Raw genomic sequence first — 13,593 nt, forward strand, 5'->3', positions numbered from 1 at the left:
AGGATGGGACATTATCGAGTAACGTGCCGATCAATCTAGATTAAACGTTTCAGCAAGCGTATTTTCTACGTTTTAGACGCCTTTGGCCGGTTCTGCCGTGAAACCGCCAAAACTGCCTCCTGAAAAGGATGGCCCATAGCGCCTAAGCTGCAACCATTCAAAACAATACCTGGCGTTACACGACGCCAAAAAGGAGATCGCATGCTCGAGCTCACTGTAGAGCAGATATCCATGGGCCAGTCGGCTGTGGATAAACCCGCCGCTTTGCAATTGCTGGCCAGTCATCTGGTCGCCGATGGCCTCGTCGCCGACGGATACCTCGCCGGCCTGCAGGCCCGGGAGGCTCAGGGCTCGACCTTCCTCGGCCAAGGCATTGCGATCCCCCACGGCACGCCCGAAACCCGTGATCAGGTGTTCGCCACCGGCGTGCGTCTGATGCAGTTCCCCGACGGCGTGGACTGGGGCGATGGCCAGATCGTTTATCTGGCCATCGGCATCGCCGCCAAATCCGACGAACACCTGCGCCTGCTGCAATTGCTGACCCGCGCCCTCGGCGAGACCGATCTGGGCCAGGCCCTGCGCCGCGCGAGCTCGCCCGAAGCGCTGCTGAAACTGCTGCAAGGCGCGCCGCAAGAGCTGGCGCTGGATGCACAGATGATCGGCCTCGGGGTCTCCGCCGACGATTTCGAAGAACTGGTCTGGCGTGGTGCGCGTCTGCTGCGCCAGGCCGATTGCGTGAGCAACGGGTTCGCCGGCGTGTTGCAGCAAGTCGAAGCGCTGCCGCTGGGCGATGGCCTGTGGTGGCTGCACAGCGAGCAGACCGTGAAGCGTCCGGGCCTGGCGTTCGTCACACCGGACAAACCGATGCGCTACCTCGGCCAGCCGCTCAGCGGTCTGTTCTGTCTGGCCAGTCTCGGTGAAGCGCATCAGGCGTTGCTCGAGCGTTTGTGCGCGTTGCTGATCGAAGGTCGCGGCCATGAACTGGGCCGCGCCACCAGCAGCCGCAAAGTCCTCGAAGTGCTCGGCGGCGAATTGCCGGCCGATTGGCCGAGCGCACGTATCGCACTGGCCAACGCCCATGGCCTGCACGCGCGGCCGGCGAAAATCCTCGCGCAACTGGCGAAAAGTTTTGACGGTGAAATCCGTGTGCGCATCGTCGACGGTCAGGACAGCGCCGTATCGGTGAAGAGCCTGAGCAAACTGCTGAGCCTTGGCGCTCGTCGCGGCCAGGTGCTGGAAATCATTGCCGAACCGAGCGTCGCCGCCGATGCGTTGCCGGCATTGTTGGCTGCCATCGAAGAAGGCCTCGGCGAAGAAGTCGAACCGCTGCCGGCCGTGAGTCAGCAGCGTGAAGTAATCGCCGACATCGCCGAAGTCCTGAGCGCCCCGGCTTCCGGCAGCCTGCTGCAAGCGATTCCCGCCGCCCCCGGCATCGCCATCGGCCCGGCGCACATTCAGGTCCAGCAAACCATCGATTACCCGTTGCGCGGCGAATCCGCCTCCATCGAGCGCGAGCGTCTCAAGCACGCGCTGGCCGACGTGCGTCAGGACATTCAGGGCCTGATCGAGCGCAGCAAGGCCAAGGCGATCCGCGAGATTTTCATCACCCACCAGGAAATGCTCGACGACCCGGAACTCACCGACGAAGTCGACACCCGCCTCAAGCAGGGCGAAAGCGCCGAAGCAGCCTGGATGGCCGTGATCGAGGCCGCCGCAAAACAACAGGAAGCATTGCAGGACGCGTTGCTCGCCGAACGCGCCGCCGACCTGCGCGACATTGGTCGCCGGGTGCTGGCGCAACTGTGTGGCGTGCAGACGCCCGCCGAGCCTGAACAACCGTACATTCTGGTGATGGATGAGGTCGGTCCGTCCGACGTCGCGCGGCTGGATCCGGCGCGGGTCGCGGGGATTCTTACCGCACGCGGCGGCGCCACCGCTCACAGCGCCATCGTGGCTCGCGCACTGGGGATTCCGGCGTTGGTCGGCGCGGGCGCTGCGGTGTTGCTGCTGAAACCGGGCACGCCGTTGCTGCTCGACGGCCAGCGAGGTCGCCTGCATGTGGACGCGGATGCCGCGACCCTGCAACGCGCCAGCGAGGAACGCGACACCCGCGAACAACGCCTGAAAGCCGCCGCCGAACAACGTCATCAACCGGCGCACACCACCGACGGTCACGCCGTGGAAGTGTTCGCTAACATCGGTGAAAGCGCTGGCGTCACCAGCGCGGTGGAGCAGGGCGCCGAAGGCATCGGCCTGTTGCGCACAGAACTGATTTTCATGGCCCATCCGCAAGTGCCGGACGAGGCGACTCAGGAAGCCGAATACCGCCGCGTCCTCGATGGTCTCGCCGGTCGGCCGCTGGTGGTGCGCACCCTTGATGTCGGCGGCGACAAACCGCTGCCGTATTGGCCGATCGCCAAGGAAGAAAACCCGTTCCTCGGCGTGCGCGGGATTCGTCTGACCTTGCAGCGTCCGCAAATCATGGAAGCGCAGTTGCGCGCCTTGCTGCGCTCGGCGGACAACCGTCCATTGCGGATCATGTTCCCGATGGTCGGCAGCGTCGAAGAGTGGCGTCAGGCCCGCGACATGACCGAACGCCTGCGCCTGGAAATCCCGGTGGCCGATCTGCAACTGGGGATCATGATCGAAGTGCCGTCCGCCGCACTGCTGGCGCCGGTGTTGGCCAAAGAAGTGGATTTCTTCAGCGTCGGCACCAACGACCTGACTCAGTACACGCTGGCGATCGACCGTGGTCACCCGACCCTGTCCGCCCAGGCGGACGGCCTGCACCCGGCAGTGCTGCAACTGATCGACATCACCGTGCGCGCGGCCCATGCCCATGGCAAATGGGTCGGTGTGTGCGGCGAACTGGCAGCGGATCCGCTGGCGGTGCCGGTGCTGGTCGGCCTTGGTGTGGATGAACTGAGCGTGTCCGGGCGCAGCATCGCCGAGGTCAAGGCACGCATCCGCGAACTTAGCCTGACCCAGACGAAAACCCTTGCTCAACAAGCCCTGGCCGTGGGCAGCGCCAACGAAGTGCGCGCATTAGTGGAGGCCCTGTAATGGCCAAGATTCTCACCCTGACCCTCAACCCGGCGCTGGACCTCACGGTGCAGTTGTCACGTCTTGATGCCGGTCAGGTCAACCGCAGCGACGAGATGCACACCCATGCCGCCGGCAAGGGCGTCAATGTCGCGCAAGTGCTGGCCGACCTCGGTCATCAACTGACGGTCAGCGGCTTTCTCGGCGAAGACAATCTGCAGGCATTCGAAACCCTGTTCGCCAGGCGCAGTTTCACCGATGCGTTTATCCGGGTGCCCGGCGAGACCCGCAGCAACATCAAGGTCGCGGAAAAGGACGGCCGCATTACCGACATCAACGGCCCGGGCCCGATAGTGGGCGTGGTGGCGCAACAGGCGTTGCTGGATCGTCTGGTGCAGATCGCGCCGGGGCATGACGCGGTGGTGGTCGCCGGTAGTCTGCCGCGCGGAGTCACCGCGCAGTGGTTGCGCGAACTGGTCGAGCGCTTGAAAGCGTTGGGCCTGAAAGTCGCCCTGGACACCAGCGGCGACGCCTTGCGCGCGGCCCTCAAGGCCGGCCCGTGGCTGATCAAGCCGAATACCGAAGAACTGGCGGATGCGCTGGGCTGTGAAGTGCTGTCCCACGCGTCTCAGGCCGAAGCGGCCAATCGGTTGCACGCTCAGGGCATCGAGCATGTGGTGATTTCCCACGGCGCCGAAGGTGTGAACTGGTTCAGCGTCGGCTCGGCGCTGCATGCGACGCCGCCGAAGGTCAGCGTCGCCAGCACGGTCGGTGCCGGCGATTCGTTGCTGGCCGGCATGCTTCACGGTCTGCTCAGCGCCGACACGCCGGAACAAACCCTGCGCACGGCCACCGCCATTGCGGCACAGGCGGTGACCCAGATCGGTTTCGGTATTCACGACGCTGCGCAACTGACGCAGCTCGAACAGGGCGTGCGCGTGCGCCCCCTGACAGAACAATAAGAGGGTTTGTCATGAAATTAGCCATTGTCACGGCCTGCCCGAACGGCATGGTCACCAGTGTGCTGTGCGCCCGGCTGCTGGATGCCGCGGCCCAGCGTCAGGGCTGGAGCACCAGCGTCGAAGTGGTGGATGCGGCGCACCCGGAACGCGAGTTGTCGGCGGCCACCATCGAGGCCGCCGAGTGGGTGTTGCTGGTGGCCACCGGAACTGTGGACATGACCCGGTTCATCGGCAAGAAAGTCTTTCGGATTGCGCCGGCGCAAGCCCTGCAGGATGTCGAAGAAGTACTGCGGCGTGGCGCTGTCGAGGCCGAGGTTTACGTCGCTGCCGAAACGCCGCCCGTGGTTGCCAGCGCGCAAGCGCCGCGTCTGGTCGCGGTCACTGCGTGCCCGACCGGCGTCGCCCACACCTTCATGGCCGCCGAAGCCTTGCAGCAAGCCGCCAAGCGTCTGGGCTACGACCTGCAAGTCGAAACCCAGGGTTCGGTCGGCGCGCGAAATCCACTGAGCGCGGCAGCAATCGCCGAGGCTGACGTGGTGCTGCTGGCGGCTGACATTGAAGTCGCCACCGAGCGTTTCGCCGGCAAGAAAATCTATCGCTGCGGCACCGGGATCGCGTTGAAGCAATCCGAAGCCACGCTGAAAAAAGCTTTGACCGAAGGCAAGCAGGAAAGCGCTGCGAGCGACGGCAAGGCCCCGGCCAAGCAAGAGAAAAGCGGCGTCTACAAACACCTGCTGACGGGTGTGTCGTTCATGCTGCCGATGGTGGTGGCGGGCGGTCTGATGATCGCCTTGTCGTTCGTGTTCGGCATCACCGCGTTCAAGGAAGAGGGCACGCTGGCGGCGGCGCTGATGCAGATCGGTGGCGAGACCGCGTTCAAATTGATGGTGCCGCTGCTGGCCGGTTACATCGCCTGGTCGATTGCCGACCGCCCCGGACTCGCGCCGGGCATGATCGGCGGTTTGCTGGCGAGCACCCTGGGCGCCGGCTTCATCGGCGGAATCGTCGCCGGGTTTATCGCAGGGTATGCGGCCAAGGCGATCAGTCGGTATGTGGCGCTGCCGCAAAGTCTGGAAGCGCTGAAGCCGATTCTGATCATCCCGTTGTTCGCCAGTCTGTTCACCGGGCTGGTGATGATCTACGTGGTCGGCAAACCGGTGGCCGGGATGCTCGCGGCGCTGACGCATTTTCTCGACAGCATGGGCACCACCAACGCGATCCTGCTCGGTGTGCTGCTGGGCGGCATGATGTGCGTCGACCTCGGCGGGCCGATCAACAAGGCTGCCTATGCGTTCTCGGTGGGGCTGCTGGCCTCGCAGAGTTATGCACCGATGGCCGCGACCATGGCCGCCGGCATGGTGCCGCCGATCGGTCTCGGTATCGCCACGTTCATCGCCCGACGCAAGTTCGCCCAGACTGAACGCGAGGCGGGCAAAGCAGCGCTGGTGCTCGGGTTGTGCTTTATCTCCGAAGGGGCGATTCCATTTGCCGCGAAAGACCCGTTGCGGGTGATCCCGGCGAGCATTGCCGGCGGTGCGCTGACCGGTGCGTTGTCGATGTACTTCGGCTGCAAACTGATGGCGCCTCACGGTGGTTTGTTCGTGCTGGCGATTCCGAACGCGATCAACCATGCGCTGCTGTACTTGCTGGCGATTGTCGCGGGCAGCCTGCTGACGGCGGTGGTGTATGCGCTGGTCAAGCGGCCGGAGGCCGTGGAACTGGCAATGGAACCCGCGAAAGCTTGACACCATTCTTTGTGGGAGCGGGCTTGCTCGCGAATGCGGTTTGACCTTCAACAGATGTGTTGACTGATCCGACGCCTTCGCGAGCAAGCCCGCTCCCACAGGAAACAGGTTGTCATCCCCAATTCATGATCCCGTGCTTAAGTTTTCCTTTTTTCAGGGAGAACACCATGAGCGATTTCAAACTCGGTCGCCGTCGGCTTATACAAACCGTCGGCGCCGGGCTGTTGATGCCGGGGCTGGCGCCGGCGGTGATCGCGTCGGTCAAGGATCGACCGCAACTCACTGACGGCGTGCAATCCGGCGACTTGCAGGGTGATCGGGCGATGATCTGGAGCCGCGCCGACCGCCCGGCGCAGATGGTGGTGGAGTGGGACACCCGCAGCCAGTTCCGCCATCCGCGCCGTGTCGTTTCCACGCTGGCCGATGCCCGCAGCGATTTCACCGCCCGCGTCGAACTCACCGGGTTGCCCGCCGATCAGGCGATTTTCTACCGCGTGTATTTCAAGGACGCCCGCACCGGAGTTGCCAGCGAACCATGGCTCGGCCACCTGCGCAGCGCACCGACGGCACGGCGCCATATTCGATTTGTCTGGAGCGGCGACACCGTTGGCCAGGGCTTCGGCATCAACCCCGATATCGGCGGCATGCGCATCTATGAAGCCATGCGCATGCGCCTGCCGGACTTCTTTATCCACAGCGGCGACACCATCTACGCCGACGGCCCGGTGCCGGCGCAACTGACCACTGAAGGTGGCCGGATCTGGCGCAACCTCACCACCGAAGCCAAGAGCAAGGTCGCCCAGACCCTCGACGATTATCGCGGCAATTACCGCTACAACCTGATGGATGAAAACGTCCGTCGCTTCAACGCCGAAGTGCCGCAGATCTGGCAATGGGACGATCATGAAGTGGTCAACAACTGGTCGCCGGGCAAGCAGCTCGACGAGCGCTATCAGGAAAAAAATATCCACACCCTGGTCGGCCGTGCGCGTCAGGCCTGGCTCGAATATTCGCCGATGCGCCGTCAGGCAGCGGATGGTGGCGGGCGGATCTATCGCAAGCTGAGCTACGGACCAATGCTCGATGTGTTCGTGCTCGACATGCGCAGTTATCGCGGCGCCAACGACGACAATCTCGGGGCGGAAAAACCGTTCCTCGGACGCGAGCAACTGAACTGGCTCAAACGCGGATTGAAGGCCTCGAAAGCCCAGTGGAAAGTCATCGCCGCCGACATGCCGATCGGTCTTGGTGTACCTGATGGCGAGGTTAGTCCCGGTGTGCCGCGTTGGGAAGCGGTGGCCAACGGCGATCCCGGTCCGGCGCAGGGACGCGAACTGGAAATCGCCGAGCTGCTGGGCTTTTTGCGTGCACAGCAAGTGCGCAATTTCGTGTTCCTGACGGCGGACGTGCATTACTGCGCGGCGCATCACTATCACCCGGATCGCGCGGCGTTCCAGGATTTCGAACCGTTCTGGGAGTTTGTCGCAGGGCCGCTGAACGCCGGCAGTTTCGGCCCCAATCCGCTGGACAAGACCTTTGGCCCGCAGGTGGTGTTCGAGAAGGCGCCGGCAGTGCAGAACGCCTCGCCGTTTGCCGGGTTTCAGTTTTTCGGAGAGGTGAATATTGACGGGCAGAGCGGGGAGATGAGCGTGGTGTTGCGGGATCTGGAGGGTGTTGCGGTGTTTGAGCAAAAACTGCAACCGACTTGAGTTCACCGCAAACAATTTGTGGGAGCGAGCTTGCTCGCGATAGCGGTGTAACAGACAACGAATGTGTTGAATGTAAAACCGTCATCGCGAGCAAGCTCGCTCCCACATTTGTCATGTGTGGTCAGTAAACGTCGCGGCGATAGCGACCCTGTTCGATCAGGCGCTCGACTTCGGCGGCGCCCAGCACTTCATTGAGCACCTGATCCACGCCCGACGCCATGCCTTGAAGGCTGCCGCAGATGTAGATCACCGCACCGTCCGCCAGCCATTTCTTCAACTCGTCGGCCGATTCGCGCAGGCGATCCTGCACGTAAATTTTCTCGGCCTGATCCCGCGAGAACGCCAGATCGAGGCGTTCCAGATCGCCATTGATCAACCACTCTTCCAGCTCCGCACGACAGAGGAAGTCGTGCTCGCGATTGCGTTCGCCAAACAGCAGCCAGTGGCGTTGTTGATTGTCGGCGATCCGCGCCTTGAGCAAGCTGCGCAGCCCGGCGAGGCCGGTGCCGTTGCCCAGCAGGATCATCGGCACCGGTGCGTTCGGCAGATGGAAACCGCTGTTGCGGCGGACCCGCAGGCTGATGCTGCCGCCGACCGGAGCATGCTCGGTCAGCCAGCCGGAGCCGATGCCGAGGTTGCCGTCGGCATGCTGTTCCTGACGCACGATCAGCTCCAGCACGCCGTCGGCGGCAATCGAGGCAATCGAGTATTCGCGCATGGCCAGCGGCACCATTGCATCGACCAGCGCCTGAGCGTGCAAGCCCACCAGATGGGCGCGGTGCTCGGGCAATTGGCGGCTGGCGAGGGCCATTTCCAGCGGCTCTTCCAGGCCGTTGACCTTGACGCTGGTTTCACCACGGATGCCGAGGCCGTCGAGGAAATGCTCGATCGCCCACGGGCAGTTGCGCGGCAGCACTTCCACCAGGTCACCGGCCAGCCAGCTGCGAGAAGTCGGCGCGGTCAGGCCGAGCAGGAAAACCGGGGCGCCGGCGCTGTCCGGGTTCATCAGCTCGCGGCGCACCAGTGTCCAGTTCTCGTAGCTCGGTGCCTGCCAGGTGTCGACCGGTGCTTGCCCGGTGAGCAGGCCGAGCTGGGTCTGCCAGTGACGCAAGGCGTAAGGATCGCCGCTGTCGACTTCGACCGGGGCGAACAGGGTCTTGCCGCCGTGTTCGCCCAGCCATTGATGCAGGCGTCGGGCGAAACCGCAGAAGTGTTGATACTGACGGTCGCCGAGGCCGAGCACCGCGTAGTTGAGGCTGTCGAGGGTCGAGGCGTTCTTCAACACCTTGCGCTCGAAACCGCGAGCGCTGTCCGGCGCTTCGCCGTCGCCGAAGGTGCTGACCACGAACAGCGCGTTGTTCGATTCGCGCAGATCCTGCTCGCTGACATTGGCCAGCGGCTGCACCTTCACCGGCAACCCGGCCGCCTGCAACTGGCCGGCGGTCTGCCACGCCAGTTGCTCGGCAAAACCGCTCTGGCTGGCAAAGCCGATCAGCCACGCCGGCGTATCGCCGGCCGGTTGGTCGAGGCCTTTGCGGGCATCCTTGATCTGCTTTTTCTTGCGGCGGCGATCCAGATACAGCAACCAGCCGGTGATGAAGAACAGCGGCATCAACACCGCCGCGACGGTGACGATGATCCGCCCGACCAGGCCGAAATAGCTGCCGACATGCAACGCGTAAATGCTGGTCAGTAATTGCGCCTTGAAGCTCTTGTCGGCGTAGCGGTCGACGCGTTTGACGACGCCGGTGGCCGGGTCGAGGGTGATCTGGTTCAGCGCGCGGTCATGGGGCGAGCTGTCGAGCAGATAGAACACGGTCGCCGGTTGGCCGGCCACCGGCGGCATGCGGATGTTGTAGGAAGCGAGGCCCGGGCCTGCGGTGCTGTAGATGCTGAGCCACATCGCGGCGTAATCGGCAGTCGGCGCCGGACCTTCGGGGGCCGGGCCACGACCGCCCCGCACGCGCTCGTTTTGCGGCGCATCGGAAAGCAATTTGGTCAGGCCCTTGTTGTACCACTCGTAGGACCAGGACAGTCCGGTCAGTGCCAGCAGCAGGTAAACCAGCATGCACCAGGTGCCGAGCACCGAGTGCAGATCCCAGTTGAAGCTGCGGCCCTTTTTCTTCCAGTCGAGCGTCAGCCACACACGCCAGCTGTTCCACTGGCGCGGCCAGCGCAGGTATAGGCCCGAGAGGCAGAAGAACAGCAGCATCAGGGTGCAGGCGCCGGTGATGTTGCGACCGGTATCGCCCATGGCGAGGAACCGGTGCAGCTGCAGCATCAGGCCGAAGAAGTCCTGGCCGGTGGCGTCGCCCTTGAACTCGGCGGTGTAGGGATCGAAGTAGCGCATCTCGCCCCGGCGTTCGCCTTTGGGCGGGGTGAACCAGACGCGTCCGGCGCTGCCGCTTTCGGTTTCGACCGAGAGCATCGAGACTTTCTTGCCCGAGGCGGCTTCGATCTGCGCCACCAGATCGGCGGGCGGCAGGACGCCGGCAACCTGTTTCTCGACCTGCAACACCGATGGGTTGAGGGCTTTGAGAATTTCGTCCTGGAACGAATAGGCAGCGCCGGTGATGCCCATCAGGGCCAGCACCAGCCCGGCAGTGATGCCAAAAAACCAGTGCAACTGGAACAGGGTTTTCTTCAACACGTCGCTTGCCTTGTCCGTTCGGTAATTGTGTTCACGGCGTGCATTATGCCGTGGCCTATCGAGAAACGTTCTTTATTACGCACAAAAGCCCCGCTCAAATGAATGAACGGGGCCGAGCCTTGTGGGCGCATACCTTGTGGGAGCGAGCTTGCTCGCGAAGGCGTCGTATCAGTCAGCATCTACGTCACTGACCCACCGCTTTCGCGAGCAAGCTCGCTCCCACAGGTTTCCACATCGATCAGAAGTGGAAGTTGGTGCTCAGCAATGCCGTACGGCCCGCCGCCTGGTTGGCGAAGTGAGTCGAGAAGGCCTTGTCGTAGTAGGTCTCGTTGGTCAGGTTCTGCACGTTCAGTTGCAGGTCGACGTTCTTGCTCAGCTTGTACGCCGCCATTGCGTCGTAGCGAACGTAGGAATCGACCATGGTGGTGTTGGCCACGTTGCCGAATACGTCATCCACGTAGAACGCACCGCCACCGATGGTCAGCTTCGGCGTGACCTGGTAAGTGGTCCACAGGCTGGCGCTGTTTTTCGGCGTGTTAGGCAGCTCGTTACCGTTGTTGGCCTTGTTGGCCGGCAGGTCACCACCGTCAACCTGTTCGCTATCCATGTAGGCGTAACCGGCGAACACTTGCCACTTGTCGGTGATCTTGCCGCTGGCGGACAGCTCGATACCTTGTACACGCGTCTTGCCGGCGTTTTCGTACGAGGTGGTATCCACCTGAACACGCGCGTTTTCTTTCTCGGTGCGGAAGATGTCGGCGGTCAGCGACAGGCGATCGTTCAGCAAATCCCACTTGGTACCGATTTCGTAGTTCTTGGTGGTTTCCGGCTCCATGTCGCTCTTGAGCAGGTTGCCGTTACGATCCGGCGTGCCGCCCAGCGGGTTGCCTTCCTGACCTTCACCCAGGGTGTTGCCCGGCGGTGTGGCGGAGGTGGCGTAGGACGCATAGATGCTGCCGTTCTCGGCCGGTTTGTAGACGATGCCGAACTGACCGGTGACGAACTCGCTGGTGTCCGAACCCTTGGAGGTGGTGCGGCCAGCGTTGTTGTAGGTGTTGTAGCCCGTTTCGAAGTGGTCGTAACGCAGACCCATGTTCACCAGCCATTGCTCGGACAGCTCCAGGGTGTCGAACACATACAGCGCGTAAGTATCGGACTGGGTATCGGTGCCGGCGTAGTTGCGCGAGATCGCGCCGTTCCACGGATCGTTCGGGTTCGGGTTCGACAGCGAGGTGCAGTTGTAGCCGCTGGCAGCGCCGATCAGGCCCGGGTTGCAGTTGGTGGTCACCGCCGAGGTGCGCGGCGTGGTGTCGGTGTTGACGTTGTACGAGGATTTGCTGCTTTCCTCACGGGTGTATTCGACACCGGTGGAGAAGCTGTTCTTGAAGCCGGCAACGTAGAAGTTGCCGAACAGGTCGGTCTGGTTGGTGGTGGTCTCGGTGTTGCTCACACGAGTGTTCGCACGACGCCAGACGCTGCCGTTGTTGACGTTGCCCTTGCTGTCGTCCGGCTGGGTCAGGATGTAATCCTGCATGCTGGTGCCGTGACGCAGGGTGTTCTTGATGGTCAGCGAGTCGCTCAGGTCATGTTCGATGGCGAAGGTCGCGGTGTCGGTGCGGCCTTTGCGGAAATCGCGATCCAGACCGTAGAAGTTGCTGTGATCGCCGCCGGCGTACGGCTTGTCCGGATTGGACTTGGTACGCGCCGCCGAGCCGCCGGCCGGAATGGTGTAGGGAATGCCCGAATCAGGGGTGTCGTTGCTTTCGAGATGGTAGTAATCGAGGTTGACGCGAGTGTCGGTGCCCAGGCCGAAGGCCAGGGACGGCGCGATGCCCCAACGGTCGTAGTCGACCTTGTCGCGCCCGGCGACGTTGCTCTCGTGGCTCATCAGGTTCAGACGGCCAGCTGCGGTGTCGCTGAACTGGTAGTTGCCATCCATCGTGTAACGCTGGGTCTGGTCGGAGCCCCAGGTGAAGCCGCCGTCGAACGAGTTGCCCAGGTGCGCTTTCTTGCTCACCAGGTTGATGCTGCCGCCCGCCGCGCCGCGACCGCCGATGGCGGAGTTCGGGCCCTTGCTGACTTCGATGTTTTCCACGGCGAAGATTTCGCGGCTCTGGGAGCCGGTGTCGCGTACGCCGTCGAGGTAGGTGTCGCCCTGGGCGTCGAAACCACGGATGAACGGACGGTCGCCCTGCGGGTTGCCGCCTTCACCGGCACCGAAAGTGATGCCCGGCACGGTGCGCAGCGCGTCCTGCATGTTCAGGGCGCCGGTGTCTTTCAGCACTTGCTGCGGGATCACGGTGACCGAGCGCGGCGTGTCGACCAGCGGCGCGGTGTACTTGGGCGAGGAGGCTTTCTCGACTTGGTAGGACGTCGAGTCCTGGGCTTCGCCGGTGATGGCGGTGGCGTCCAGGGCGATGGCATTGCCGGTGGCTTTGCTGTCGGTTTTTTCGGCGGCGAACACCATGTGGCCTGCGGAGCCGGCGGTGATTGCCACGCCGATGGCGGAAGCGAGCAGACGTGGTGAACTGACCGGTAATTGTGCGAGTTGACGTGCCATTTTTATTCCCCTCCCCAAGGATTTGAGGCGGCGGAATATAGGGTAAACAGGTATTCGTATCAATTGCGAAACATTACTATTCGCGACAAATTTACATTCTTTACAATTTAACCTTACGGTTTTTGCCAGTTCATTCGTCTAGCGGGTTTTACACAGTCAATAAGAATCAATACCATTGGCATCTTTTTGCCATTTGGTGACGTCGCCATGCTCCTGCACATCCCCGCGCTGTTCGAAAAAGACGAAGTGCAGCGTATTCGCGAGGCTCTGGAACAGGCTGACTGGGCCGATGGCAAGATCACCGCCGGCTATCAATCGGCCAAGGCCAAGCACAATCTGCAACTACCCGAAGGCCATCCGCTGGCCAAGGAAATCGGCGCTGCGATGCTTGAACGCCTGTGGAAAAACCCGCTGTTCATGTCGGCTGCACTGCCGCACAAAGTATTTCCGCCGTTACTCAACTGCTACACGGCGGGCGGCAGTTTCGATTTTCACATCGACAATGCCGTGCGCCAGCCCAAGGGCAGCATCGAACGGGTACGCACTGATCTGTCGGCCACGCTGTTTTTCAGCGAGCCCGAGGACTACGACGGCGGCGAGCTGGAAATCCAGGACACCTTCGGCACCCAACGGGTGAAACTGCCCGCCGGCGACATGGTGCTGTACCCCGGCACCAGCCTGCACAAGGTCAACGCAGTCACTCGCGGCGCGCGTTATGCCTCGTTCTTCTGGACTCAAAGTCTGGTGCGCGAAGACAGCCAGCGCGCGTTGCTGTTCGAGATGGACGGTGCGATCCAGCAACTCACCCAAGACATGCCCGATCACCCTTCGCTGATCCGCCTCACCGGCACCTACCACAACCTGCTGCGTCGTTGGGTCGAGGTGTAAGTGGCGGACTTTCGGTTACGTCGCGAAGAAGTCCTCG

General features: G+C 62.8%; 7 protein-coding genes. 5 read left to right on the top strand and 2 right to left on the bottom strand.

Annotation, left to right across the window (positions count from 1 at the left end):
- The first annotated feature begins 201 nt into the window (after positions 1–201).
- The 4 genes from ptsP to CAF63_RS13845 all read left to right on the top strand — a co-directional run bounded on the left by ptsP (position 202) and on the right by CAF63_RS13845 (position 7,458).
- Positions 202–3,063, top strand: coding sequence for a phosphoenolpyruvate--protein phosphotransferase (gene ptsP, locus CAF63_RS13830; RefSeq protein WP_085685634.1), 2,862 nt, complete (start codon positions 202–204; stop codon positions 3,061–3,063).
- Positions 3,063–4,004, top strand: a complete 942-nt coding sequence (gene pfkB, locus CAF63_RS13835) for a 1-phosphofructokinase (RefSeq protein ID WP_085685636.1) — start codon at positions 3,063–3,065, stop codon at positions 4,002–4,004. The genes ptsP and pfkB overlap by 1 nt, the downstream gene beginning before the upstream one ends.
- Positions 4,005–4,015: 11 nt before the next feature.
- Positions 4,016–5,749: a PTS fructose-like transporter subunit IIB gene (locus CAF63_RS13840; protein ID WP_085685638.1), complete on the top strand. Its 1,734-nt coding sequence runs from the start codon at positions 4,016–4,018 to the stop codon at positions 5,747–5,749.
- A 167-nt stretch (positions 5,750–5,916) separates the two neighbouring features.
- Entirely contained in the window at positions 5,917–7,458 is a 1,542-nt protein-coding gene (locus CAF63_RS13845; protein WP_085685640.1) for an alkaline phosphatase, read from the top strand.
- A gap of 121 nt (positions 7,459–7,579) precedes the next feature.
- Here CAF63_RS13845 and CAF63_RS13850 read toward each other — a convergent pair whose 3' ends face one another.
- Together CAF63_RS13850 and CAF63_RS13855 are read right to left on the bottom strand one after the other, a co-directional pair.
- A complete protein-coding gene (locus CAF63_RS13850; RefSeq protein WP_085685642.1) occupies positions 7,580–10,108 on the bottom strand; it encodes a sulfite reductase flavoprotein subunit alpha in 2,529 nt (842 codons plus the stop codon).
- Positions 10,109–10,346: 238 nt separating this feature from the next.
- Entirely contained in the window at positions 10,347–12,668 is a 2,322-nt protein-coding gene (locus CAF63_RS13855; protein ID WP_085685644.1) for a TonB-dependent siderophore receptor, read from the bottom strand.
- Between the two features lie 207 nt (positions 12,669–12,875).
- Between CAF63_RS13855 and CAF63_RS13860 the strand changes: the two genes are divergently transcribed.
- Positions 12,876–13,556 (top strand): Fe2+-dependent dioxygenase, encoded by a 681-nt coding sequence (locus CAF63_RS13860; protein WP_039769208.1) that lies wholly within the window; start codon positions 12,876–12,878, stop codon positions 13,554–13,556.
- Positions 13,557–13,593 lie beyond the last annotated feature (37 nt).

Source organism: Pseudomonas sp. B20(2017) (genome assembly GCF_002113125.1).
Lineage (GTDB): Bacteria > Pseudomonadota > Gammaproteobacteria > Pseudomonadales > Pseudomonadaceae > Aquipseudomonas.

Coding starts and splice junctions, on each gene's coding strand:
- CAF63_RS13855 (WP_085685644.1), bottom strand. CDS start 12,668: ATGGCACGTCAACTCGCACAATTACCGGTCAGTTCACCACGTCTGCTC.
- ptsP (WP_085685634.1), top strand. CDS start 202: ATGCTCGAGCTCACTGTAGAGCAGATATCCATGGGCCAGTCGGCTGTG.
- CAF63_RS13845 (WP_085685640.1), top strand. CDS start 5,917: ATGAGCGATTTCAAACTCGGTCGCCGTCGGCTTATACAAACCGTCGGC.
- CAF63_RS13840 (WP_085685638.1), top strand. CDS start 4,016: ATGAAATTAGCCATTGTCACGGCCTGCCCGAACGGCATGGTCACCAGT.
- pfkB (WP_085685636.1), top strand. CDS start 3,063: ATGGCCAAGATTCTCACCCTGACCCTCAACCCGGCGCTGGACCTCACG.
- CAF63_RS13860 (WP_039769208.1), top strand. CDS start 12,876: ATGCTCCTGCACATCCCCGCGCTGTTCGAAAAAGACGAAGTGCAGCGT.